This is a genomic window from Actinomadura sp. NPDC047616, assembly GCF_040642915.1.
GTDB classification, from domain to species: Bacteria; Actinomycetota; Actinomycetes; order Streptosporangiales; family Streptosporangiaceae; genus Spirillospora; species Spirillospora miaoliensis.
This window is the reverse complement of record NZ_JBEYTB010000015.1, coordinates 109,246-132,408: the sequence shown is the minus strand read 5'-3', so window position 1 is coordinate 132,408 and position 23,163 is coordinate 109,246. Positions and strand designations below refer to the sequence as shown.

Here is a 23,163-nt window from a genome sequence, read left to right as displayed (position 1 = left end):
CCGGGCGGCGGGTGTTTCCCGTTGTACAAACTTGTCCGGCTTCTTCTGTATGCACTGTATCTGCTGTATACAGTTGGCCATGACCGGATCCACCCGCGGCCCGCGCGGCGCCGACGCGATCACCGCCGAACTGCGTCAGGCCGTCGTCGACGGCGTCTACCCGCCGGGGCACCGCCTGGTCCAGGAGGAACTCGCCGACCGGTTCGGGGTCAGCCGGATCCCGCTGCGGGAGGCCATCCGCACGCTGGTCGGCGAGGGCCTGCTGCGCTCGGAGCCCGGCCGCGGCACCTTCGTCACCGTGCTGGACCTGGCCGAGATCGACGAGATCTACGACCTGCGCCGGCTGATCGAGCCCAGCTTCGCCGAGCACGTCACCGAACGCGTCTCCCGCCGCGACATCGCCCGCTTCGCCGCCATGGCCGACGACATGGACCGCGTCGCCGAGACCGGCGCGGTCGCCTGGTCGCGCACCAACCTGGCGTTCCACCTGGACATGTACCGGCTGTCGCGGCTGCCGCTGCGCTACGAGACCATCTCGCGGCTGTACCACCGGCTGGAGCCGTACTCGCGCTACTACGTGCACGGCACCGGCGCCTACGAGCGCGTGCAGTGCGAGCACCGCGCCATGGTGCAGGCCCTGGCCGACGGCGACGTCGAGGAACTGGCCCGCCAGATCGTCCTGCACATCGACGGCGGGCAGCGGGGGCTGCACGCGGCCTGGGAGAACAGCAGCCCGTCGTTCCAGTCGTACTGGGCGGAGCCCGCGCGATGACGTCGGTCGCGATCAACACCGACGTCGGCGAGGGCTTCGGCGTGTGGGGGCCGTCCGACGAGGGAGAGCTCCTCGACCAGGTCACGGCCGCCAACGTCGCCTGCGGCTTCCACGCCGGCGACCCCGACATCCTCCGCCGCACCTGCGCGGACTGCGTCGCCCGCGGCGTGGCGATCGGCGCGCAGGTCTCCTACCGGGACCTGGCCGGTTTCGGGGTCACCGACCCGGCGGTGGCGGCGGAACGCGCCGTGTGGATGGCCGAGACGGGGACGGTGGTCTCGGTGTCGGGAGGCGTCGTGCGCATCGCCCCCGACCCGGGCCGCATCACGGCACTGTGCGTCCACAGCGACACGCCCGGCGCCGTCGCGCTGGCCGCCGCCACCCGCGAGGCCCTGACCGCCGCCGGGATCGCGACCGCCGTCCCCGGGGCGGTTTCGTGATCGACGGGAGGCTGCTGCGGGCGGGCGACCGGGGCTGGCTCATCGAGTGCGCCGGACGCCGACCCGCCGACGTCGCCGCCTCCATCTGGCGGAGCCCCTGGGCGAGCGGGCTGCGCGAGGTGGTGCCCGCCGCGACGACCGTGCTGGTGGTGGCGGACGACGCGGCGCAGATGGAACGGCTCGCCGTCCGGCTGCGCGGCGTGCTCGACCAGACCGGCGTGCACGCCGGGGCGGAGGCCGCGGGCGAGGCGCCGCGGACGATCGTCATCCCCGTCCGCTACGGCGGCGCCGACCTGGAGGCGGTCGCCGAACGCGCCGGGATCGAACCGGAGGACGTGGCGCGCCTGCACTCCGGCGGCGAGCACTCGGTGGCGTTCTTCGGCTTCGCCCCGGGGTTCGCCTACATGGACGGCCTGCCCGAACCGCTGCGCCTGCCACGGCTGCCGAGCCCGCGTCCGCGCGTCCCCGCCGGGGTCGTCGCGATCGCGGGCAACCAGACCGTCGTGTACCCGGGCGGGACGCCGGGCGGCTGGCACCAGATCGGCGTCACCGCCGAACGGCTGTGGAACGCGGACGCCCACCCGCCCAACCGCCTGTCCGTCGGCGACCGCGTCGTCTTCCAGGCGGTGACGTGATGGACGGCGGTGTGCGCGTGGCGCCGGCGACGCTCACGGTCGTCGCGGCGGGCCCGGCCACCACCGTCCAGGACCTCGGCCGGCACGGCACCGCCCACCTCGGCGTTCCCTCGGCGGGCCCCGCCGACCGGCGCAGCTTCACCCTCGCCAACCGGCTGGCCGGGAACCCGGAGAACACCCCCGCCCTGGAGACCACGTTCGGCGGGCTGGCCCTGACGCTGTCGCACCCCCGGCACGTCGCGATCACCGGGGCGCCCGTCGAGGTACGGGTGGACGGCGCGCCCGCCCGGGACGCGACCCGCCTCTACCTGCGGGCCGGGTCGGTCCTGACGCTCGGACGCCCGTCCGCCGGGTGCCGCACCTACGTGGCCGTGTCGGGCGGCTTCGAGGTCGACCGGGTGCTGGGCTCGGCGTCCCGCGACTCGCTGACCGGGCTCGGCCCCGAACCGGTGCGCGCCGGTACGGTCCTGCGCCTCGGCCCGGCGCGTCCCGTCCCGGACGTGCCGCTGGAACTGGCGTTCAGCGTCGTCCCGTCCGGCGGCGTGACGACCGTCCGGTTCCGCTGGGGGCCGCGGGACGGGCTGTTCGGCGCCGCCGACCGCCGCCGCCTGACCCGCACCGTCTGGCAGGTGTCCGCGCAGGCTGACCGCGTGGGCGTCCGCCTGACCGGCCCGCCGCTGTCCATCGGCACCGTCGACCTGCCCAGCGAGGGCACCGTGCTCGGCGCCGTCCAGGTGCCGCCGTCCGGGGAACCCATCGTGTTCCTCGCCGACCATCCGGTGACGGGCGGATACCCCGTCATCGGCGTGGTCACCGACGCCGACGTCGACCTGCTCGGCCAGGCCGTCCCCGGCGACCGGATCCGATTCGCACCCGTCCACTGAGAAGGAGAAAACCGCGTGAGCACGCAACTGCCGCCGTTCCACCTCGCCATTCCCGTCGACGACATCGACGCCGCCCGCGAGTTCTACGGAAAGGTGCTCGGATTCAGCCAGGGCCGGTCCGACACCAAGTGGATCGACTGGAACTTCATGGGCCACCAGGTGGTCACCCACCAGGTCGGCGACGGGCCCTCGGACAAGCCGCGCGACGGCATCGCCGGGACCAATCCCGTCGACGGCCACCAGGTGCCCGTCCCGCATTTCGGGCTGGTGCTGTCGATCGAGGAGTTCCACAGGCTCGCCGACCGGCTGCGCGCCGTCGACACGCAGTTCGTGATCGAGCCGTACGTCCGTTTCGAGGGCGAGCCGGGCGAGCAGTGGACGATGTTCTTCCTCGACCCCGCGGGCAACGCCCTTGAGTTCAAGGCGTTCGCCGACCTCGACCAGTTGTTCGCCACCTGAGCCATTCGGCGGAAAAGGTCACCGGCAGGAGGACGAGTCCTGCCGATGACCGTTCGAAGGGCCCCTTCCGCACGGTCCGCTCGCCACGCGGCCCGTCCACGACCAGTCCCGCCACAGGACATGTGCCTTATCCGGAGGAACCCGTGACGAGCGTACCAATCGTTACCTGAGTCAGAGCGCCGGCCGCCGGCCGGCGGCCCCGCAAGGCCGCCGTCGCGGCGGCCGCGGGCACCGCCATCGAGTACTACGAGTACCTCGCCGAGTCCGCCCCGCCCGGAAAACGCGGCCTGTACGGGGCGTTCACCGGTCGGCGTGGCCGTCGGCGGCGGGACGGCGGCGCTGGTCGCGGGCGTCACCGCCACCGCGCTGACCGACGCCCAGCTGGAGTCGTTCGGCTGGCGCGTCCCGTTCCTGCTGGCCCTGCCGCTGATCGTGGTCGCGCTGCTGGCCCGCCGCGGCCTGGAGGACTCGCACGCCTTCACCGCCTCCGCCGAGCCGCCCGCCAAGGCGCCGCTGACCGAGGTGTTCACCCGGCACCGCGACTCGGTGCTGAAGGTCACGCTGCTGGCCGTCGGCTCCAACTGCGGCTACTGGGTGGGGCTGATCTACATGAACATCTACCTCACCTCCGACCTCGGCTACGCCACGTCCTCCACCTTCTGGATCATGGGCGGGATCAGCCTGTTCGTGGCGTTCCTGATGCCGGTCGCCGGGGCGCTGTCCGACCGCTTCGGCCGCAAGAAGATGATCACGATCGTCCTGGACGGCCACCAGCAGGCCAACCTGGTGATCGTCCCGCGTTCGCTGGCCTTCGAATTCCTGCTGTACTGCACCCGCAACCCCAAGCCGTGCCCGGTCATCGCCGTCACCGACCCCGGCGACCCCGTGCTGCGTTTCGGCACGACCGAAGCGGACCTGCGCACGACCCTGCCCCGTTACCGCGTCTGGCGGAACGGCGAACTGGTCGCCGAACCCACCGACATCACCGCCTACTGGCAGGACGACGCCGTCGCCTTCCTCCTCGGCTGCAGCCACCCTTTCGAAGGGCCCCTCCGGGCAGCCGGGATCCCCGTCGCCCACACGGCCCCGCCCGTCTACATAACGAACATCGAGACGACCCCCGCGGGCCCCTTCTCCGGCCCCCCTGCTCGTCTCCATGCGCGCCGTCCCCGGCCATTTGGCGGCCACCGCCGTGGAAATAACGTCCCGCTATCCCACGGGCCACGGAACACCCGTCCACATAGGCGACCCGTCCGTCATAGGAATCGGGTCGCTGTCCACCCCGGACTTCGGCCCGCCACCCGCGACCCCCCCGGACAGCAAGCCCATGTTCTGGGCCTGCGGAGTGACACCCCAACTCGCCATCTCCAACACCCCGTACGCGATAACGCACTACCCGGGCCACATGTTCGTCTTCGACCACACGCCCTAGTCCTGGTGGCCCAAACCGTGCGTTAGTGTCGTTGCCATGGCGGACGACGGTTCTGTGCGGATCGACGTGTGGATCTGGGCGGTGCGGCTGCTCAAGACCCGCTCGATGGCCACCACCGCCTGCCGCGCCGGGCACGTCCGCCTCAACGACAAGCGCGCCAAGCCGTCGTCCCTGGTCAAGCCTGGTGACGAGGTACGCCTGCGGCACGACGGCCGGGAACGCGTCGTGGTGGTCCAGCGCGTCATCCGCCGCCGCGTCGGCGCGTCCGTCGCGCAGGAATGCCTCATCGACAACAGCCCGCCCCCGCCGCCGCGCGAACTCCTCGCGCCCATCGCCCGCCGCGAACCCGGCACCGGCCGTCCCACCAAACGCGACCGCCGCGAGCTGGAACGCCTCCGCGCCCAGATGATGGCCCCCCACGTCAACCGTCACCTCCCCCGCCCGCCCCGCCACGACTGACGCGTCGGCGGCTTCCGCGATTCCGCCACCGGCCCCGTGGGGGCGTGTGGCGTGCGGCTCAACGTCCTGGACGGCCCGGTTCCTGGCAGCCCATCGGGTGATGCTACAAATAGTAGCGATGTAGTTACTATATGTGCTGATCGTGGGGGGAGCCATGTCTGTTCTGTCCGGACGTCTCATGCGGTGCGGTCTCGCCGGGCCGCTCGTCTTCGTCGGCATCACCGTCCCGGCCCCTGCGGCCGACTCCGCCCTCGCGTCCCCGCCGTCGCCCGCCGAACGTCGAGCACCCGCCCGGTACGGCGCGCTGACCTGCACGGTCACCACCACGCCCGACGGCCCGATGACGTTCAGCCCGCCGATCCGGCTGCGGCGCCAGTACGTCAACACCCGCGCCAGGCTGGTCCTGCGCGACTGCTCCTCGGCCGACCCCCGCCGGTCCCGCATCGCCTCGGGCGTCATGACGCTGACCGGCAACGCCCTGGCCAACTGCACCGGCGTCAGCGACCTGCGCGGCCGCGCCACCGTCACCTGGTACGACGCCTACGACCGTCCGCTCGCACGGTCGAGCCTGCGCACCGGCACCCAGGGCAACCGCGCCCGCGCCGACGCCCAGCTGAACGGCCGCGTCACCTCCGGCTACCTGGCCGGCCGCACGTTCTACGGCAGCGTCCGGCCCAGGGGCCGGCTGACCCGCTGCTTCACCCGCCAGGGCATCCCTTCGATCCACGGCACCGGCCGCCTGACCATCGAGTGACCACGACCACCGGCCCACCGGCGCGCCGCGTTCGCGGGAAGAAACCCGGACGACCGCGGCACCCGGAATCCTTGCCGCGGCGCGTGGGCCCGAGCGGCGGCGTCGATGCGTCGGGCACCGGACACCGTGGTGGACGACGTCTCGACTCATGAAGGAGAGAGGTGCGGGGGCACCGGCGTTCCCTGCTTCTGCTGACACGCTTCCTCAGGTGCGGCGGCCCGTCCGCGGCGAGGCCGCACGGACCGCGGCACCGAGGAGGCGTGGCGGGTCGGCGGGGGTCACATCGTGGTGTGCACCGGCAGGCCGAAGAGCCTGGCCGCGTTCTCGTGGCACATGGCCCGCAGCTGCTCGGCGCTGGGGGACACCTCCTCCAGGGCGCGCAGGCCGTCGGCGACGACGTTCTGGAGCGGTGGGGAGTCGGTGCCGAAGAGGATGCGGTCGGAGCCGAAGACGGCCAGGGCGGCGCGCAGCGCGAGGCGGCTGGGGGTGGCCGTGTCGACCCAGATCTGGCGCAGGTAGGAGCTCGGCGGGCGGCTGATCGGCCAGCCGCCTTCGCCGCCCGGACGGCCGCCGCCCCAGTGCGGCGCGTGGTAGGCGCGGTCCAGCCGCTCCACCAGCAGGGCCAGCGCGCCGCCACCGGCCGTGGCGATCAGCCGCAGGCCGGGGTACTTCTCCAGCCAGCCGCCGAAGATGACGCAGGCGGTGCCCGTGGACACGTCGTCGAACCGGCCGATCCCCTCCAGCAGGAGCGGGTCCGTCAGCCCGGCGCCGGCGGCGGGCCAGGCCGGGGCGTGCAGCATCACGGGGACGTCGTGTTCGGCGGCCAGGGCGAAGAAGCCGTCGCAGCGCGGATCGTCCAGATACCGTCCGGCGACGCTGGTGTTGACGATGAACCCGACGAACTCCGGGTTCGCGAGCGTGCGGGCGGCGGCCGTCAGGTGCGCGTCGTCCCCGAACGGGTTGGCGTAGACCAGCGCGCGCAGGTGCCCGGGGTGGTCGGCGACGGTGCCGCCGAGCCAGTCGTGGAAGGCCTTCAGCTGGTCGACGGTCTGCGCGTAGTTGTCGACGCCCGGAATCGGCGCCATCACACCCGCGCCGACCGGGCTGCCGACGAGCGACATCCGCACGCCCAGCGCCAGCTTGTCCTCGATCATGCCTTCGACGTCGCCGAGGCTCGGCGGCATCGGAAAGCGGCGGACCATGTCCGGCGGGCTGATGTGCGCGTGGCAGTCAATGGTCATCGCATGCCTCCCGAGACGAGACGTTCCGGACGATCCCCGCGGTGCCTCCGCGGCCGGCGCGGCGGGCGCGGCGGCGGGCGACGGTCAGTGCGGCGTCTCGGTGGTGGCGCGCACCGCGAAGCGCAGCGACTCGCGTTCGGCGGTGTGCCTGATCATGGGCGCGACCATCCGCCGGTGCGCGGGGTCGCCCTCCCAGGTGAGGAAGTGCTCCTCGCTGGCCCACTCGCTGGTGATCAGCCACTCCGCCGGGTCCCGGGTGGACTGGCAGAGCTGGTCGCGCACGTGCCCCGGCACCTCGGCGACCTTCCACCGGATCTGTTCGTAGGCGCGGCGGAACGCCTCCTGCTCACCGGGTTCGACCCGCATGAAGAACAGGACGCGATAACGGGTGCCGGAATCGTCGCGGTGGCCGGAAGGAGCCAGATCGGCCTGCTCGCTCGTGCTCATATGCCCTTCTCCTTGTTGCTCGTGCGAACACCGTCAGAGAATCGGGCGACCGGCCACGGAAAATGACCGCGAGGCGCTTGACACGTCCGCTCGCGGAACCGGTCTCCCGGCGGCTCACTACCCCACTGACCTGCACCTAATCACGATCAGTCACCATCGACGGCGACGTGTCACCGGGAACGGGAACTGACCGGCGAATACCGGGCCGGAGGGGATGGTCCGCCGCCGGGTATTGCGCGTCCGGCAGGTCAAAGAATGTGGAGATCGTGGCGACTCGCGCGGTCGGTGAAAACGTTCAGCGCAATGTCCGTGCCAGTGGGCGCGCAGGCATCGGAAAAGAGACCCGCGGAAGTCGCGCGGGTCCTGTGGCGTCGGCCGTCCGAGGGGGCCGGGTCAGCCGATGGCCGGGGGAGCGGAGGCCGCCAGGGCGCGGGCCTGCGAGACCACGTGCGCCGCCCACGCGCCGGACTCCGGGCCGGGCGGCAACTGGACGGTGTGGTACAGCCCCTGGCCGGTGACCGAGATCGACACGAAACCGGTGTAACGGCGTTGCTTCATCAGCAGGAACAGCAGCCCCAGCAGGCAGAACCACACGAAGATGATGGTCAGGACGATCGCGACCGGTGGAATTCCCTCGTGCACCTGGGTGGAGTCCTGCACGGCCCAGGCCGTTCCCTGCAACGGAAAACGACCATGCGGAACGATCACATGGGTCTGGGTGACCGACATATCGCCGATGGTCAGCAGTACCTGTTCGTTGCCGGGCGGGTAATAGCCCACAGACCACCGTCCCTTGACCGGGGTGCCACCTTGAGGAGGAAGCAAGCATAGCCAGCCCGCGACGAGCGCGACCAGCGACCCGGGAAGTGGCCACGAAAATCGGATGTCCCGATTGTGGGCGACCTGTACGGTGCCGCACCATGAGCGACGAGGCACGGGAACTCCTGCGGGCCGGTGACATCCCGGGGCTGCTGCGGCACCTGCGGTTCAACGCCGACGACATGGAGCAGGCCGAGATGGCGCGGCTCATGGAGGAGGCCGCCGCCCGGTCCGGTTTCGACGACCTCAGGCAGGCGGCCGCCGCCGTCGCCGCCGATCCGGACGACCCCGGGAAGCTGTACGACTACGGGTACGCGTGCGTCGAGCGAGGGGTCTCCTACCTCGCCATTCCGGCGCTGCGCAGGGCGCTCGTCCTGGCGCCCGGGGCGCAGCCGCTGCTGAACGAACTGGTCTCCGCGCTGGAGGACGAGATCCGGCACGCCGAGGCCGTCGCCGTGCTGGACGAGAACGCCGCCACCCTGCGGCCCTGGCCCGACCGCTACCTGCTGGCGTTCAACGCGCTCATGGCCGGTGACCTCGCCCGCGCCACTGCGGAGGCCCGGCGGCTGCCCGAGCCCGAGGACCACCGGTGGCTGCCCGCCCGCGACCGGCTCGCCCGGATGCTCGACCGCGCCGACGCCGTCCGCGCCGTGAGCCCGCTCGACCGGCGCGACCTGCGCGGCTGGCACTTCGCGCTGACCGGCGGCGTGCTGGCCACCATCTCCCCGTTCGGGTTCGACGACGGCATGACGGGCCGGTACGCCTACACGGGCGACGCGTTCGGCGGTTGCCGCCGCACCCTGGACCGGCTCCGCCAGATCCTGGACGCGGCCGGGCGCCGGCCCACGGTGGTCGGCCTGCTCCCCGACCGTTCCAGCCACATCCTCGGCCTCGCGGCCGCGGGGCTCTTCGGGCTGCCCGCCGAGCCGTTCGACCCGGCCCGTCCCGACGCCCTGGTCGTGGCCTACGACCTCAACGAGTTCGACACCGGCGGGCTGTGGGAACGCGCGCCGGGCCAGGTGCTGTTCGAGCACGCGACCTGCTGGACCGACCCGCCGCAGGTCAGCGCGGACGTCAGCGGCTTCCTGCACCAGACGGTGACGCACCCGTGGGGCGAACGGCTGCACGTGGAGCCGGACGGCTCCGTGCAGCGGCTGCCGCCCGACGACCGGCCGGTGGAGGAACTGGCCGCGGAGATCGTCCACGCCGCCCCGACCTCGTACGAGGGCGAGGACGGCGCGCCCCCGGACTCCGACGAGGCGCTCGCCCACCTCGTCGCCTCCGTCCGCAACCACTGGCTGACCGGCCCCCGCCACCGCGTCCGCTCCCCCGGCCCCGTCCCCAGCTCCCGCTTCCTCTGACACACGGGATCGCCGGGCCATCTGCGGACCCAGCATGGACGCCGTCTTCCTCGGCGTGGGCGCGTGGGGGACGGCGCTGCCGGGCACGGCCTGCACCGGCGCCCGCCGGGCGGTGCTGAACGCCCTGCTGGCGGGACCGCTGCCGGGCATGCTTCCATACCTCAGCTATGGCCTTCTGCCTCTGTTCGCGGTGCCCGCGGGCGTGATGATCCTGCGCAGGCCGAGCCGTGCCGTGCTGCTCGCCCCGGCGGTCGGGCCGGTGGTCGTCCCGGTCGCGGTGCTCGCATGCGCCGCGCTGCTGGGCGTCGCGGCCCTCGGCCTCGCGGGAGTCACGCGGGGCGAGGTCGAACGCATCTGGCTGCCCTGCGCCGCATGGGTGACCGTCGCGGCGGCGCATCGCCCGCCCTGTGGAACGCTGTTCGCACAGGTGGCCACCGCCGTGGCCCTTCAGGCACTGGTGAGGTCGCCATGGTGAGTCCGGCGTCGGAGACCGGGCGGATCCTGGTCGTGGACGACCCGACGGTCGCCGATGTCGTCGCGCGGTACCTGATGCGGGACGGTCATCGGGTGGAATGCGTGGCCGACGGGGCGCGGGCGTTGCAGCGGGCCCGCGACGACCCACCCGACCTGGTCGTCCTGGATCTGATGCTGCCCGGGGTGGACGGCCTGGAGGTGTGCCGCAGGCTGCGCGCGGAATCGGCGGTGCCGATCGTCATGCTGACCGCGCTGGGCGAGGAGACCGACAGGCTCGCCGGGTTGGAGATGGGCGCCGACGACTATGTCACCAAGCCGTTCAGCCCGCGCGAGCTGGCGTTGCGGGTGCGGTCGGTGCTGCGCCGCGCCCGCGGCCTGGTCGCCCCCGCCGGTGCCGGCGGCGTGCTGCGGGACGGCGACCTGGCCGTGGACGTCGACGCCCACCAGGTCGAACGCGGCGGCGTCCGGTTGGGCCTGACCACCCGCGAGTTCGACCTGCTGGCGTTCCTGATGCGCCACCCCCGGCGCGCCTTCACCCGGCAGGAGCTGCTCGACCGGGTGTGGGGCTGGTCGTTCGGCGACTCCTCCACGGTGACCGTCCACGTCCGGCGGCTGCGGGAGAAGATCGAGGACGAACCCACCGCGCCGTCCCGCATCGTCACGGTGTGGGGTGTCGGCTACCGGTACGAACCGGCCGACTCGCCCGTCTCACGGGAGCAGCGATGATCCCTCTGGCCGACCTGTCGTGGGTGTGCTGGTACGCCGCCGTCGCCGCGCTGGGCGTCGCCGCGACCGCGCTCGCGCTGCTGCACCTGCTGCGCGGCCGGTCGATCGCCACGCAGCTCACCGTCGTCGGCGTCGCGACCGTGCTGGCCACCGTCTCCGGCATCGTCGTCATCACGTTCATGATGCTGCTGAACGACCACGACCAGTCGGTGGTGCTCGCGGTCGTCACCGCCTCCGGCGTCATCGCCATGGGCGTGTCGGTGATGCTGGGCCGCCGCCTGGTCGCGGCCAACCGCGTCATGGTCGCGGCCGTCCGCGCCGACCCCTTCCAGGCGCCCCGGGTGCGGCTGCCGGCCGAGCTGGCCGAGCTGGCGGGCGAGCTGGACGACGCCTACCGGCGGCTGGGTGAGGCGCACGCCCGTGAGCAGGCCCTGGAGTCCAGCCGCCGCGAGCTGGTCGCCTGGGTCAGCCACGACCTGCGCACTCCACTCGCCGGGCTGCGCGCCATGGCCGAGGCGCTGGAGGACGAGGTGGTGACCGACACCGGCACCGTCCGCCGCTACCACAACCGCATCCGCGTCGAAGCCGACCGGCTCTCGGAGATGGTGGACGACCTGTTCGAGCTGTCGCGCATCCACGCGGGGGCGCTGCGGCTGACGCGCCACCGGGTCGGGCTGGACGACCTGGTCGCCGAAGCGGTCGCGGGCGCGGAGGCGTTGGCGCGGGCCAAGGGCGTCCGGCTGCACGGCGACGTCCGGCACGGCCTGCCCGTCGAGGTGGACGTGGGCGAGATGCAGCGGGCGCTGCGCAACCTCGTGGTCAACGCGATCCGGCACACCCCCGGTGACGGCACCATCGAGATCACCGGTGACGTCCGTGAGGGGATGGCCTGCGTGACCGTCGCCGACGCCTGCGGCGGCATCCCCGAGGCCGACCTGCCCCGCGTGTTCGACGTGGCGTTCCGCGGGGAGACGGCCCGCACCCCCGGCGGCGGCGCCGGCCTCGGCCTGGCCATCGCGCGCGGCATCGTCGAGGCCCACGCGGGCGACATCGGAGTGAGCAACGCCGGCCCCGGCTGCCGCTTCGTCGTCCGGCTGCCCCTGACGACCTGATCCGCGCGAACTCCGCCATGCCGTCGGCGAACGGCACCTCGGTCTCGAAGCCCGGCACGGCCCCGGCCCGTGCGGGGGAGGCTAGCCGCCGTCGGGGTGGAAGACCGCCCGCACGCACCCGTTCTTTTTGTTCTTGAACATGTCGTAGCCCCGCGGGGCCTCGTCCAGAGACATCTCGTGCGTGGCCAGGTGGCGGGTGCTCAGCTCTCCGGCGGCGATGCGGTCAAGGAGCATGGGGATGTAGCGCTGCCCGTGCTGCTGCGCGCCGCGCAGGGTGAGCCCCTTGTTCATCACGGCGCCCAGCGGGAACTTGTCGACCAGCCCGCCGAACACCCCCAGGACGAACACCGAACCGCCCTTGCGGCAGGCGTGGATGGCCTCCCGCACGGCCGAGGCGCGGTCGGTCTCCAGCCGCAGCGCCTGCTTGGTCTTGTCGTACCAGTGCTGCGGGCCGGGGGAGTGCGCCTCCATGCCGACCGCCTCGATGCACACGTCGGGCCCCCGGCCGCCGGTGCGCTCCCGCAGTTCGGCGCCGACGTCGGTCGCGGTGTAGTCGACGACCTCCGATCCGATGTGCTCGCGCGTCATGGCGAGCCGTTCGGGGATCCGGTCGATCGAGATGACCTGTTCGGCGCCCAGCAGCATCGCGGCGCGGGCCGCCATCTGGCCGACCGCGCCGCAGCCCCACACGGCCACCACGTCCCCCGGGCCCACTCCGCCGAGGTCCGCGCCCATCCAGCCGGTCGGCGCCGCGTCGGAGGCGAACGTGGCGGACACGTCGTCCACCTCGTCCGGTACGGGAAAGGCCCCGTAGTCGGCGAACGGGACCCGTACGTATTCGGCGTGGGCTCCCCTGAAGCCGCCCATGGCATGGGAGTAGCCGAACACGGCTCCGGTCTCGTACCCGTAGGCCGCCTGGGCCAGGCCCGGGTTGGTGTTGCTGTTGTCGCACAACGACCACTGGTCGTTGGCGCAGTGCCAGCAGCGGCCGCAGCCGATGAACGAGCAGACCACGACCCGGTCGCCCACCTTGTGCCGTCGGACGGCCGGGCCCGTTTCGACGACCTCGCCGAGGAACTCGTGGCCGATCACGTCACCGGCGCGCATCGCGGGAATGTAGCCGCCGATCAGGTGCAGGTCCGACCCGCAGGTGGTGCTGGACCGCACCCTGACGAGCATGTCCTGGTCGTTGCGCAAGACCGGTTCGGGCACGTTCTCCACGGCCAGCTTGTTGACGCCCTCCCAGCACAGTGCTTTCACAGCCGTCCCTCCCCTCCGGCACGTCGGATCGCGACATCGAGCACCTTGCCCGCGGGCGACGGGGGATGCGTGGTCGGCGGTGCGTCCGGCAGCAGCACCTCGCCCGTCTCGACCAGCGACTTGGCGTCCCGCAGGGCGGTGCGCACGCGCAGCCGGGGATCGGTGCCCGTGAGGCGGCGGATCTTCCCGGCCGACCGGGGGTCGAGCAGCCGGGCCGCCAGCTCCGTACCGCGTCCACCGGGTGCCGGACGCGTCGTGACCTCGGCGATGTCGCGGATCCGGGCCAGCGGCTCGGGTTCGGGGCTCAGCCGCTCGGGCGCGCAGTTCACCGTGACGGCCAGCCACCGGCTCCCGGCGTCCCGCGCACGCTTTCGCCGCGCCAGCCTCCGCCATGCCATGCCCGCACCGACGACGGCCAGCCCCCCGACGGCGACGTTACCTTTCATGATTTCTCCTCTTGGGAGCGGCAGGTGGACCCGCACGCGGACCTTGCCCTCCAGGCGGTCGCACAGCCCCGCGTGCTCCTGTCCGCGAAGACGGAACCGTCTACCCGCTGACCCCTTCCCCATCGCCCCCTCACAAACATCGCGCCGCCCCCGCGCGGCCACGGCGCGCACGACCGATGCCGGGCCCGCCGAGAGCGGTGGACCCGGCATCGGCTTCACGGGTAACCGGACCTGGGGGCGCACCGGACGGTCGGCACGCCGGTGGCGGGTCATTGCCTTCCGTGCACTCGGACGCATCGGTGGCGGAAGGCGAAGGCTCGGCGAACGTCGTCACCCCATTCGCCGCATTGCGTTAGAAAATGCTTAAGTCACCGCATTCATCACCACACCGTGATAAATCGCGTCAGAGGGCGGTGGAGCGACCCTTCCCGAAACTGTCCGAGGCCGGTGTTAGCTTCCTCCGATGATGTTTGCGGCCATTGAACAGAAGCTGCGGGATCAGCCCGACGATCCCGCCTTGTGGCTGGCCTACGGGGACCGGCTTCTGGAGCGAGGCGACCCCAGAGGCACGCTGATCCGGCTCGAACAGCGCCGCGCCCGCGTCGGCCCCGCCGATCGCGATGCCGTGGAGCGCGAGATCGCCGCGCTGGTGCAGGAGCACCGGCGGAGCTGGGACGCGGAGACGCCGCCGGGAGTCACCGTCCTGGCACGCCGGTACGGATTCGCCACGAAGGTCGCCGTCGAATGGTCCGACACCGCGCCCGTGCTGATCGAGCAGGCCCTGCGGGGGACGTTCGTGACCGCGCTGCGCATCGCACCGCCCGCCCACGCCGAGGACGAACATCTCTACTGGGACGAGCACCTCGACGAGGACGGGCAGCCGGCGCCGTCCGTCGAGGTCGGCGCCCTGGCGACGCTCGACCTCGGCCGGCTCGTCGAACTCGATCTCTCCTACCTCCGCATCGGCGCGCTCGGCGCCAAGGCCCTCGCCGTTTCGACGTACTTCCGCAGCGAGGCGTCCGCCGACAACGCCCTCACGGTGTCGCCGGCGACGGGGCGGATCGAGGTGCTCGACCTGCGGTACTGCCATGTCGGTGACACCGGCCTGGCGGCCCTCGCCGCGTCCCCGAGCTTCGGCGGTGTCCGCCGCCTGCGCCTCCAACGGAACGCGCTCACCGCCGAAGGTGTGCGTTCGCTGCACCGTTTCGAGGGGCTCACCGAACTCGACCTGCGATACAACCAGATCGGCGAGGAAGGGGCGCAGGCCCTGCTCGCGGCGCCGTTCACCGGATCACTCAGACGGCTGCTGCTGTACCCCGCCGACGTCGGGGACGTCGGCGTGAAGATGCTCGCCTCCGCCCCCCGGCTTTCACCCGCGCTGCGCAGCTATTGGAGGAGTGTGTGAGCGTCGAGCTCCGCGATCGTTTCTTCGCCCTGTCGACCGGCCGGGCTCCCGACGACGAGATCGCCCGGTACCGCGCCCAGGTCGACCAGACCGACACCGAGCCCACCACGACGCTCGACGGGCTGGCGATCTGCTGGCACCCGACGGCGCGGTTCAAGGCGGTGCGCTTCGTCGACGCCGAGCGCATCGACGCCGGCGTGCGCGAGCTGTTCGCCCGGCCCAGCGAGACCGCGCCGTACCTGGCCGCCGTCTTCGTCGACCCGCGCGAGCTGTCGTTCCGGACGTTCGAGAACATCCTCCCGCTCGACCACCTGTTCGCGGACGCCGGGCTGGAGTTCGAGCTCACCCGGCGCGAGGAGTTCGCTAAGGGCGCCTACTCGTTCTCCGTGCGGCTTCCGGCCTCCGCCCGCGCCCGCCTGGAGGGCCTTGACGCGCTGAACCTCTATGTCCCGCCGCTCAACGCCGCCTCACGCGGCGGTGACCGCTTCATCTTCCACTCGGCACTGCTCGCCGAGGCGCTCACCGCGGCGGTGGCCGAGGCGATGCCGCGCTCGCTGCTCGACGGCTTTTCGCACGTCAACCCCGTGTTCCGGTGCAACCGTTTCGAGCCGGACGACGCCAACTTCCATCGCCACCGCGACACTCCCTACTACGACGCCGCGCGCGGGCACGTCTCCCGCTACACGATCCTGCTGTACCTCACCGGCGGCTCGGGCGCGCCCGTCCTCGACCTCACCGACGGCGGCGCGCTCACGGAGATCGAGCCCTTCACCTGTGTCATCTTCGACCAGCGGTACGAGCACGAGGGCGCGCCCTACCGTGACGGCCGCAAGGTCTTCCTGCGCACCGAACTCGTCTTCGCCGATCCGGACGTCGAGCACGATCCCGAGATCGCCGCGTTGTTCAGCAAGGCGTGCTACCTGACCGGCGAAAGCGTCTTCGCACCCGAACTCGCCCGCCACGCCGACGTCTACTACAACCAGGTCGCCGCGGCGCACTGGAACGGAGGCCTCGCCCCCGGCGCCGGCCGCGTCCCCTTCGTCCACAAGCGGTTCCGCGGCGTGCACTTCGTCGCCAACGGCTATGACTTCTGGTTCGCCAAGAGCGACGAGCTGTCGCTCGCCGAGTGCGCCGCGATCACGCTTCTGGACTACTTCAACTGCAGGCTGGGCGACACCGCGTTCCGCGCCCTGTGCGACTCCGAGGTGATCGAGGCGGACGACACCGCCTGGATCCCGGCGTTCCTCAAGGACAGGCGCGGTGAGTCGCCGGTGGTGCCGTTCGACAAGTCCATGCTGTTCCCCGAGCCGGAGGAGCCCGCCACCGGCGAGCTGCCCGACTGTGCCTGCGGGCTGTGCGACGGCGGCATGCTCGGCCCCCATTTCGACACCACGCGCAACGCCGACATCATCAAGCACTACACGCGCGCACAGGACGCCGCGAAGGCGGAGATCCTGCCCGCGCCCATCCTCATGCTCGGCGAGGACGTACTTCTTGATCCGGACATGTTCGTCGTCGAGGGAAACCGCATCCACGTACTCGGCAAGAAATCGCTGACGCCGGTGAACTTCGCCTCCTGCCAGGGCGGTCCCCCCTTTCCCTCGGCCGAGACCTTCATCGACACAGCCGGCACCGTCGGCGTGGCGCACTTCCTCGTCCCGCCGATCCTGTTCACCGAGTCCGCCGGCTGCTACCACCTGAAGTTCGACTTCTTCCGCAACTCCTGGATGGTGAGCCACGAGCAGTCCACCGTGTCCGTCCCGGTGATCCGCCCGTTCGACTCCGACGACATCGACTGGGACTGGGAGGACTACGACGACGAAGACGAGGATGAGGACGACGACTACGACGACGAGGACGACGACTAGAGGCGACCACCCGATCGGGGCCGTCGGCGCCCACCGGTGACCCGGACGGTGTGGCAGGGGGGGACCTCCACACACCGTCCGGCAGAAAGCGGAGCGGGGCCGTCGGCGTGCATGGGTCACCTGGACGGTGTGGCACGGGGTCGCCCTATGCCACACCGTCCGGCACCAAAACGTCGAGCCGGCGACGTCGGCGATACCGGTTCGAGGCCGTTGAGGGCTCGCCTGCCGCTGTGGCACGGACGTACGGTCACGCCCAGGTGTCTCACCCGCGGCCGGACGCGGACAGTTCCGCCATCCGGGCCAGGGCGGCTATCCAGAAGCGCTGCCGTTCCGGGGTCTGCCCCACCAGATAGGTGGCCCGCAGCTTCGGCGGCAGGTACGGCAGCAGCCGCGCCACCACATCGAGATGCCTCTCCAGTTGCGACACCTCGGCGTTGGAGAACACCTGGTGGACCAGGTCGGTGTCGTTGGTGCCCTCCTCGGCCGTCTCCGCGGCGGCCGACAGCCGGGCCTCCCAGCTCGGGCAGTCGTCGGCGAGTTCGGCCAGGCCGATCCGCGGGCGGTCGGCCAGGCGGGCCTCCAGCGCGGACAGCGGCACCGGGGCGTACTCGCCGTCGCCGAGGTAGATCAGGGCCGGCTCCAACGGCATGTCCGCCCGGTGCAGCTTGATCAGCCGCTCCAGGGTGCGCTTGGTGATCCAGTTCCGGCCCTCGTCGTCGATGTCGTTCTTCCACCACTCCAGGACCGTCTCGGCCGTCTCACCGTAGGTCGATATCAGCCACTCGTTGGCCGGGATGTCCTCCGGCTGCACCTCGTAGCTGATGGTGAACCGGCTGGCCTGCGCCACGTTGTTGCTCGCGACCAGCATCTTGCGGCCCAGGTGGTAGGGCGGGTTCTGCAACGCCACCTGCGCCCGCAGGTTCGGCAGCGGGCGTCCGGCGAGCGTCCACTCCTGAGTGATCTCCATCAGCTTGGCGAAGGTCGCCTTGTCCTTCGGCCGGTTGTACTCGTCCCAGATCAGCACCTTCGGCTCCGGGGAGAGCAGCGACCGGGCGAGCATGGCCTCCAGCGCCCCGTCCGGAGTGGGCACCGGCACGCACAGGTCCTCCACATTGGTCACCGGCAGCGAGAAGTAGACCGGTTCGCGGCCGGTCTCCTCCCGCGCGATCTGCTTGGTGATCTCGGTTTTGCCGCACCCCGGCGGCCCCTGCAGCAGGACCGCCCAGCGGTGGGTCATCGCGGCCCGGAGGATGCGGCGGACCGGGTCGGGCACGGTGGCCGGGTTGCTCGCCCCGACCGCCGCGGCGATGCCGTCGAGCACTTCCCTGGTGCGGTCCCGCCCCGGCTCGCCGTTCGTGCCCTGCTCGGTCAGCGCCAGCCGGCTGCCGTTGTGCAACGGCAGCCCCCAGACCAGCGGAAACCCGGCGCGGGCGCAGTCGAGCACGTGCTGCAGGGTGCGCGGCGAGAGCAGCTGGCGCAGATGCGGGCTGAGGGCGGCCCACAACCGGAACACCTCACGCAGATCCCAGTCGGGATACCGCTCGGCCAACGCGAGCCGCCACGCGGTGTCGTTGGCGGTCAGCCGGATGGTGACCATCCGGTCCAGAATCGCCAGGTCGGAGCGGCGCACGCCGGTCTCGGCCAGCGACTCGTTGTCGGTGAGGAACACCCCGACGCAGCCCAGCTCGCGCAGGTCGTGCTCGCCCAGCGTCCAGTCGCAGGCGATCTGCATGAGCTGCGACTGCACCGTGTTGCCGGCCTGCAGCGAGTCGTCGATGAGCAGCACGAACGGCCGGCCCGGGACGAGCTGCCGCATGATGAGCTGGCGGAGTACCAGTTCTCCGCTGCGGTCGTCGCGTACAGGGGCGTTGATCAGCAGGTCGTCCGGGGCGAGGTTGGCCGCGGGCAGGACCACCAGGACCGTGTCGGGAAACCGCTGCGGAATGTACGACACGAACGTGGACGTCTTGCCGATGCCGTGCTCGCCGAAGATCTGCCCGGTCTGGCCTGTGGCGATCATCGCGTCGATGAACTTCTCGAGCTTGGCGGTGGGGCCGTCCTGCGGCGGATCCGGGTAGGTGGCCGTGGCCCTCCACCGCCGCGGCTTCCCGCCTTGGCCGGGCCGGGCGTTCGGCGTGGTCGTTGGATCCACTCGGGACGGTTCCGCAGCGGCCACTACTGGATTCTCCTCGGTCATCGTCCGGACGTGACGCGGTGGCAGGCCATCGGGGGATCATGCCGTTCCGGCCAGTCGTCGCCGCCGTCGGTGATCAGCCATATCCATCGGTCGGGATCGGCGGGGGTGACGTGGGGCGCGTACCCGTCGGTCACCATGATGATCGCGTCGGGTTCCGCCTCGAACCGTTTGCCGTCGACCTCCAGCCGGCCCTCGGCGTAGTCGACGACGTTCTGGAAGTCGGTGCCGCCCCCGCCTGTCACCCGCTCCCCGGGGACGAACGGCCTGACCACGCCGTCGAAGCTGAGCCAGTGGCTCTCCACCCCGTCGGTCCGCCCGACCAGCGTGGTCAGCCAGTCGACCACGGAGTCGGGCATCGACCCCGACGTGTCGAACGCGATGAGCACCACCTTCGTCCGCTCCGGTCCGCGCCGGGCCAGCATCGGGTCATGGCCCAGCGCCAGCATGATCGCGCCGTGCTTCTTCGGGTAGACCAGCCGGTCGCTCTCGGCCAGCTTCGAGGCGAGCACATCGGTCAACCACCGCTGCCACCAGTCGACCCGGCGGGTCTGCGGGGTCGTGCCGCGCAGTTTGTCCAGGCCCAGACCGCCCCACAGCCGGTTCAGCCGTTCCCCGCCGTCGGCCGTGCGGTCGGCCAGATCGAGCAGCTCCTCGCGCGCCGCCGCACCACCGCGCAGCGCGGCCTGCATCACCTCGCGCAGCACCTCGTCGCCCAGCCGCTCCACGGTCTCGGCGTCCAGCGGGACATCCCCGCGACTGGCCTGGCCGGCATCCCGCTCACGGCCGCCGCTCCCGTCACCGTCCCCGCTCGCGTGTATGCAGTACGCCGGTACGGGCTCGTCGAACGCCTTCATCCGGCGCAACTCGCCGTACACGGTGAGGTCTGTGTGGATGAACTCGTCGTACGGCAGCGCGGACAGCCCTTGCCGCCGCAGGTCTTCGCGGTACGCCTGGTAGACCAGCTCTGGATCGACCCCGACCGGCTCTCGCAGCCCCTCGCCCTTTCCGTCGCCGTCGCCGTCGCCGCCGTCGCCGGACCGCGCGCGTGCCGGAATCGTGGGCAGGGTGGACCGTCCCAACCGACGCAGGGCGACGTGGTTGATGACCACCTCGGCGGCCAGCGTGAACGCCGGATCCGTGCGCAGCTCCTCATCCACGTAGAGGTGCCGGTGCATCAGATGCCGGGCCTCGTGGAACAGCACGAACTTGACGCCGTCGAAGTCCAGCTCCACGAAGAAGCAGGGGTTGTAGAGCAGGGCGCAGCTGCCGTCGCCGGTGGCCACCACCGCGGCGGTGGGGATCGCGGTCGTGGGGATGTGGTGATGGCACTTGGCGTACAACCAGGACGCCACCACGCTCTGCCCGACACCGAAGTCCAGCAGCGCGGCCTCCTTGCGCCGCCGGGCCTCCTCCACGACTTCCGGATCGGCCGGCTCCTCCGCCAGCAGCCGACGCAGGTCCGACAGACGGGGCACGGCGGCAGGGCGACGATCGCCCGGGCGGACACGCCCGGCGCCGACCGGATGGTGATCCGCCGCACCGAGGCTCCCGGCGGTGCCATGGCTCATCAGCGCCCTCTCGACCGTGGAGACCGGCTCAGGAAGCGCCCCGGCGAAGCCCGGCGGTATCCGAAGCAAGGCCCCCATGCCTCCAGATTTCCTTTAATCAGGGCGAGTGCGTCGGTCACATCGCTTCCACGCACCTGGTGCGCTTCCGCTGCGACTCACCCCGTTCCACCCGCAGGCAACATAACGAGCCGCTACGACAAATACGCCGCCGGTCGACTCCGGTACCCGCCACGACACTTCACAGCTGCGACAGGCACCCGGCGCGGTGAGGCTACTCGCGAGATCGGCGACTGCGACATCCCGGCCGCCGACCGGCTTTCCCCCAGCCGCGGCGACACACCCGCAGGGCTTCGACGCCCGGCCCCGCTGCTTCGCGGGCGGGGCCGGGGCGGGGAGGCGGTCGGCGAAGAGCCCAGGGCGCCAGCCACCCGTTCGACCACCATCGGGCTGACCTGGTGCCGTCTGGCGCAGGTGCCGCCCCCGGCCTCACCGAAGTCGACCTGCCGCGGCCCTGACCACCGGTCGATACGACCATCGGAACCATCAAGGCGCGGCGACTCCCGAAGCCGCCGCCAGCGTCGCGTTGACGTGCGGGCCAGGTAGCGGGCGAACAAGGCGATCCGGCCAGTGACAGCACCGCCAGTACGCCCCGCTCGTCGCACGGAAGGAAGGGACGCATGCGTGTCGGGCTGGCCCTGGGCTACGGCGGAGAGGGGGTGGCCTTCGCCGTGCCGTTCGCCGCCGTCTCCTTCACCTTGCAGGGCGCGTGCGCGGGCATCGGCGCCACCCGGGTCTCCATGTACACCGCCCTGCTGGTCAACGCCGTCAACCTCCCGCTCGGCCTGCTGCTGATCTTCGGTGCGGACCTCGGCGTCGCCGGCGCCGCGGCCGCCACCCTGACCGCCACCGCCACCGGCACCGCCTACCTGCTCTGGTACGGCCGCTCCAGGCTCCCGCGCCCACCGGACGGCCCCACCCAGACCGTTCAGATCACCCGGGGACTGTGGCGGATCAGCTGGCCCGAGATGATCGCGATGGGCATCGGCTACCTCAACGAGGCCCTGCTGGCCGGATTCGCCGCCCGCATGAGCACCCACGACCTGGCCGCCTACCGCATCGTCGACAACCTCGTCCTGGTGCTGTTCACCGTCCTGACCAGCGCCTCGACCGCCATCACCATCCTGGCCGGCCAAGCGCTCGGCGCCGGCCGCCGCGACCGCGCCGAGGACTGGCGACGCGCCGGGCTACGCCTGCCGGCCGTCCTGCTCCTGGCGCCTTCCGCCGCCGTGCTGCTCACCGGCCGGCCGTTGATCTCCCTGATCACCACCGACGCCACGGTCGCCGACCACGCCTGGTCGGCCACACCCCTGGCCCCGCTCAGCATGGCACCGCTGCTGGCCGCCCTGGCCTACGGCGCCGCGCTGCGCGCCGCCGGAGACACCCGCTCCGTCATGATCGCGTCCGTGACCGGCGACTACGCCGCGCTCATCCCACTCGCCTGGATGCTCGGTGTCCACCTCGACCTCGGTCTGCCCGGCCTCTACCTCGCCTGGACGGCGTTCGGCACGCTCTACTCCGCGCTGTTGCACCGCCGCCACCGCCAGACTCTGCGCACCCAGCACCAAGCCCCCACCAAGCCACAGCGTGCCTGTGGTGGCTCGGACAAAGCCGAGTGGGCCTTCACCCTGATGCGCGACCGCGCACGGACACGTCACACCGCATCCGGAAGGCCCGGCCCGGCGGTGCTCCCAGCGCAACTGGCCCGCATGGACAGCTGACAACCACCCAGGCACCTTGACTACCCGGCATCGCGTCTAGCGGTGGGGTGGGAGGCTGCGGATCTGGATGGTTGCGGGGAGGTGGTCCGTTTCCAGGGCGCTGCGAAGTCGGGCCACTGCGTGCTGGATGCGAAGACGGGCGTCCGTCAGGTCCGTGTCGGTGCGGAGGGTGACGACGAGAGTGAGCTGGGGGGTGGTGGGAGCGCCGGTGAGTGTGGCGTGGGCCCGGTGGATTTGAGGGCTGCTGGTCAGGTCATCTTCGAGTGCGTGGGTGGCGGCTTGGGCGGGCAGGTGGGTGGCGCCGTGGCGGGGGTCGGGCTCCAGGCTCACGTGGCGCACGGTCTGGGTGCGGGTTTGGGCGGCCAACCAGCCCAGCGCCAGTAGTGCGATCACCGCGGCGGCGACCGCCAGAGCGGGCCAGAACCACCAGTGGTCGGCGGCGACGCGGCGGGTCGGTTCACCGAGGACGAGCCCGTGGCCTTCTCCGAGCAGGCGGGGGCTGAGATCCAGGGCGCGGGCGAGCGCGGTTCCGCCGACCGCGGTCAATATGAGGCCGAGCAGGGCCAGGCCGAGGCGGTTGGTGCGGCCGGTGCGGCGGGTCATCAGCCTTCCTCCGTCCCTCTCCG

23 protein-coding genes and 1 pseudogene are annotated in these 23,163 nt (G+C 71.8%); 16 read left to right on the top strand and 8 right to left on the bottom strand.

Annotation, left to right across the window (positions count from 1 at the left end):
* Positions 1-79: 79 nt before the first annotated feature.
* The 9 genes and pseudogenes from ABZ801_RS30930 to ABZ801_RS30890 all read left to right on the top strand — a co-directional run bounded on the left by ABZ801_RS30930 (position 80) and on the right by ABZ801_RS30890 (position 5,835).
* Positions 80-772, top strand: coding sequence for a GntR family transcriptional regulator (locus ABZ801_RS30930; protein ID WP_344949417.1), 693 nt, complete (start codon positions 80-82; stop codon positions 770-772).
* On the top strand, positions 769-1,212 hold the full coding sequence (locus ABZ801_RS30925; protein ID WP_360704497.1) for a LamB/YcsF family protein: 444 nt from the start codon (positions 769-771) through the stop codon (positions 1,210-1,212). The genes ABZ801_RS30930 and ABZ801_RS30925 overlap by 4 nt, the downstream gene beginning before the upstream one ends.
* Complete coding sequence (locus ABZ801_RS30920; RefSeq protein WP_360704494.1) at positions 1,209-1,847, top strand: allophanate hydrolase subunit 1; 639 nt, start codon at positions 1,209-1,211, stop codon at positions 1,845-1,847. Before ABZ801_RS30925 ends, ABZ801_RS30920 begins: the two co-directional genes overlap by 4 nt.
* Complete coding sequence (locus tag ABZ801_RS30915) at positions 1,847-2,731, top strand: biotin-dependent carboxyltransferase family protein (protein WP_360704491.1); 885 nt, start codon at positions 1,847-1,849, stop codon at positions 2,729-2,731. Before ABZ801_RS30920 ends, ABZ801_RS30915 begins: the two co-directional genes overlap by 1 nt.
* 15 nt (positions 2,732-2,746) lie before the next feature.
* Positions 2,747-3,190, top strand: a complete 444-nt coding sequence (locus ABZ801_RS30910) for a VOC family protein (RefSeq protein WP_360704488.1) — start codon at positions 2,747-2,749, stop codon at positions 3,188-3,190.
* Positions 3,191-3,469: 279 nt separating this feature from the next.
* Positions 3,470-4,321 (top strand): annotated as a pseudogene (locus ABZ801_RS30905) (MFS transporter); the annotation flags it as partial.
* Positions 4,322-4,346: 25 nt separating this feature from the next.
* Entirely contained in the window at positions 4,347-4,622 is a 276-nt protein-coding gene (locus ABZ801_RS30900; RefSeq protein ID WP_360704485.1) for a DUF1445 domain-containing protein, read from the top strand.
* 36 nt (positions 4,623-4,658) lie between these two features.
* The gene (locus tag ABZ801_RS30895; RefSeq protein WP_360704482.1) at positions 4,659-5,081 is read left to right on the top strand and encodes an RNA-binding S4 domain-containing protein; all 423 of its coding nucleotides are present in this window, start codon (positions 4,659-4,661) and stop codon (positions 5,079-5,081) included.
* A 154-nt stretch (positions 5,082-5,235) separates the two neighbouring features.
* Positions 5,236-5,835 carry a hypothetical protein gene (locus ABZ801_RS30890; RefSeq protein WP_360704479.1) on the top strand — a complete coding sequence of 200 codons (600 nt, stop codon included), beginning with the start codon at positions 5,236-5,238 and terminating at the stop codon, positions 5,833-5,835.
* 278 nt (positions 5,836-6,113) lie between these two features.
* Here ABZ801_RS30890 and ABZ801_RS30885 read toward each other — a convergent pair whose 3' ends face one another.
* From ABZ801_RS30885 to ABZ801_RS30875, 3 genes are all read right to left on the bottom strand, one after another.
* Entirely contained in the window at positions 6,114-7,076 is a 963-nt protein-coding gene (locus ABZ801_RS30885) for an amidohydrolase family protein (protein ID WP_360704476.1), read from the bottom strand.
* Between the two features lie 84 nt (positions 7,077-7,160).
* A complete protein-coding gene (locus tag ABZ801_RS30880; protein ID WP_360704473.1) occupies positions 7,161-7,523 on the bottom strand; it encodes an antibiotic biosynthesis monooxygenase family protein in 363 nt (120 codons plus the stop codon).
* A 393-nt stretch (positions 7,524-7,916) separates the two neighbouring features.
* Positions 7,917-8,303, bottom strand: a complete 387-nt coding sequence (locus ABZ801_RS30875; RefSeq protein WP_344949388.1) for a hypothetical protein — start codon at positions 8,301-8,303, stop codon at positions 7,917-7,919.
* 140 nt (positions 8,304-8,443) lie between these two features.
* Between ABZ801_RS30875 and ABZ801_RS30870 the strand changes: the two genes are divergently transcribed.
* The 4 genes from ABZ801_RS30870 to ABZ801_RS30855 are packed head-to-tail and all read left to right on the top strand — an operon-like array spanning position 8,444 to position 12,015.
* Positions 8,444-9,703, top strand: a complete 1,260-nt coding sequence (locus ABZ801_RS30870) for a hypothetical protein (RefSeq protein WP_360704469.1) — start codon at positions 8,444-8,446, stop codon at positions 9,701-9,703.
* A gap of 34 nt (positions 9,704-9,737) precedes the next feature.
* Positions 9,738-10,178, top strand: coding sequence for a hypothetical protein (locus tag ABZ801_RS30865; RefSeq protein ID WP_360704466.1), 441 nt, complete (start codon positions 9,738-9,740; stop codon positions 10,176-10,178).
* Positions 10,172-10,903: a response regulator transcription factor gene (locus ABZ801_RS30860; protein WP_360704463.1), complete on the top strand. Its 732-nt coding sequence runs from the start codon at positions 10,172-10,174 to the stop codon at positions 10,901-10,903. The genes ABZ801_RS30865 and ABZ801_RS30860 overlap by 7 nt, the downstream gene beginning before the upstream one ends.
* Entirely contained in the window at positions 10,900-12,015 is a 1,116-nt protein-coding gene (locus ABZ801_RS30855) for a HAMP domain-containing sensor histidine kinase (RefSeq protein ID WP_360704460.1), read from the top strand. Before ABZ801_RS30860 ends, ABZ801_RS30855 begins: the two co-directional genes overlap by 4 nt.
* A gap of 81 nt (positions 12,016-12,096) precedes the next feature.
* On the opposite strand, the gene ABZ801_RS30850 is transcribed toward ABZ801_RS30855, so the two are convergent.
* Positions 12,097-13,275, bottom strand: a complete 1,179-nt coding sequence (locus tag ABZ801_RS30850) for a zinc-dependent alcohol dehydrogenase (protein ID WP_360704457.1) — start codon at positions 13,273-13,275, stop codon at positions 12,097-12,099.
* Entirely contained in the window at positions 13,272-13,721 is a 450-nt protein-coding gene (locus ABZ801_RS30845; protein ID WP_360704454.1) for a hypothetical protein, read from the bottom strand. The genes ABZ801_RS30850 and ABZ801_RS30845 overlap by 4 nt, the downstream gene beginning before the upstream one ends.
* A gap of 463 nt (positions 13,722-14,184) precedes the next feature.
* Here ABZ801_RS30845 and ABZ801_RS30840 point away from each other — a divergent pair, with 463 nt between their 5' ends.
* Both ABZ801_RS30840 and ABZ801_RS30835 read left to right on the top strand, forming a co-directional pair.
* A complete protein-coding gene (locus ABZ801_RS30840) occupies positions 14,185-15,126 on the top strand; it encodes a TIGR02996 domain-containing protein (RefSeq protein WP_360704451.1) in 942 nt (313 codons plus the stop codon).
* A complete protein-coding gene (locus tag ABZ801_RS30835) occupies positions 15,123-16,994 on the top strand; it encodes a hypothetical protein (RefSeq protein WP_360704448.1) in 1,872 nt (623 codons plus the stop codon). The genes ABZ801_RS30840 and ABZ801_RS30835 overlap by 4 nt, the downstream gene beginning before the upstream one ends.
* A gap of 262 nt (positions 16,995-17,256) precedes the next feature.
* On the opposite strand, the gene ABZ801_RS30830 is transcribed toward ABZ801_RS30835, so the two are convergent.
* A complete protein-coding gene (locus ABZ801_RS30830; protein WP_360704445.1) occupies positions 17,257-19,146 on the bottom strand; it encodes an ATP-binding protein in 1,890 nt (629 codons plus the stop codon).
* Positions 19,147-19,187: 41 nt separating this feature from the next.
* Positions 19,188-20,666, bottom strand: coding sequence for a hypothetical protein (locus ABZ801_RS30825; RefSeq protein ID WP_360704442.1), 1,479 nt, complete (start codon positions 20,664-20,666; stop codon positions 19,188-19,190).
* 770 nt (positions 20,667-21,436) lie between these two features.
* Between ABZ801_RS30825 and ABZ801_RS30820 the strand changes: the two genes are divergently transcribed.
* Positions 21,437-22,537 (top strand): MATE family efflux transporter, encoded by a 1,101-nt coding sequence (locus ABZ801_RS30820; protein WP_360704439.1) that lies wholly within the window; start codon positions 21,437-21,439, stop codon positions 22,535-22,537.
* 36 nt (positions 22,538-22,573) lie between these two features.
* Here ABZ801_RS30820 and ABZ801_RS30815 read toward each other — a convergent pair whose 3' ends face one another.
* Positions 22,574-23,140 carry an alkaline shock response membrane anchor protein AmaP gene (locus tag ABZ801_RS30815; RefSeq protein ID WP_360704436.1) on the bottom strand — a complete coding sequence of 189 codons (567 nt, stop codon included), beginning with the start codon at positions 23,138-23,140 and terminating at the stop codon, positions 22,574-22,576.
* Positions 23,141-23,163: the final 23 nt, after the last annotated feature.

Coding starts and splice junctions, on each gene's coding strand:
- ABZ801_RS30820 (WP_360704439.1), top strand. CDS start 21,437: ATGCGTGTCGGGCTGGCCCTGGGCTACGGCGGAGAGGGGGTGGCCTTC.
- ABZ801_RS30880 (WP_360704473.1), bottom strand. CDS start 7,523: ATGAGCACGAGCGAGCAGGCCGATCTGGCTCCTTCCGGCCACCGCGAC.
- ABZ801_RS30925 (WP_360704497.1), top strand. CDS start 769: ATGACGTCGGTCGCGATCAACACCGACGTCGGCGAGGGCTTCGGCGTG.
- ABZ801_RS30930 (WP_344949417.1), top strand. CDS start 80: ATGACCGGATCCACCCGCGGCCCGCGCGGCGCCGACGCGATCACCGCC.
- ABZ801_RS30885 (WP_360704476.1), bottom strand. CDS start 7,076: ATGACCATTGACTGCCACGCGCACATCAGCCCGCCGGACATGGTCCGC.
- ABZ801_RS30895 (WP_360704482.1), top strand. CDS start 4,659: ATGGCGGACGACGGTTCTGTGCGGATCGACGTGTGGATCTGGGCGGTG.
- ABZ801_RS30845 (WP_360704454.1), bottom strand. CDS start 13,721: ATGAAAGGTAACGTCGCCGTCGGGGGGCTGGCCGTCGTCGGTGCGGGC.
- ABZ801_RS30890 (WP_360704479.1), top strand. CDS start 5,236: ATGTCTGTTCTGTCCGGACGTCTCATGCGGTGCGGTCTCGCCGGGCCG.
- ABZ801_RS30815 (WP_360704436.1), bottom strand. CDS start 23,140: ATGACCCGCCGCACCGGCCGCACCAACCGCCTCGGCCTGGCCCTGCTC.
- ABZ801_RS30900 (WP_360704485.1), top strand. CDS start 4,347: ATGCGCGCCGTCCCCGGCCATTTGGCGGCCACCGCCGTGGAAATAACG.
- ABZ801_RS30915 (WP_360704491.1), top strand. CDS start 1,847: ATGGACGGCGGTGTGCGCGTGGCGCCGGCGACGCTCACGGTCGTCGCG.
- ABZ801_RS30870 (WP_360704469.1), top strand. CDS start 8,444: ATGAGCGACGAGGCACGGGAACTCCTGCGGGCCGGTGACATCCCGGGG.
- ABZ801_RS30855 (WP_360704460.1), top strand. CDS start 10,900: ATGATCCCTCTGGCCGACCTGTCGTGGGTGTGCTGGTACGCCGCCGTC.
- ABZ801_RS30865 (WP_360704466.1), top strand. CDS start 9,738: ATGGACGCCGTCTTCCTCGGCGTGGGCGCGTGGGGGACGGCGCTGCCG.
- ABZ801_RS30840 (WP_360704451.1), top strand. CDS start 14,185: ATGATGTTTGCGGCCATTGAACAGAAGCTGCGGGATCAGCCCGACGAT.
- ABZ801_RS30860 (WP_360704463.1), top strand. CDS start 10,172: ATGGTGAGTCCGGCGTCGGAGACCGGGCGGATCCTGGTCGTGGACGAC.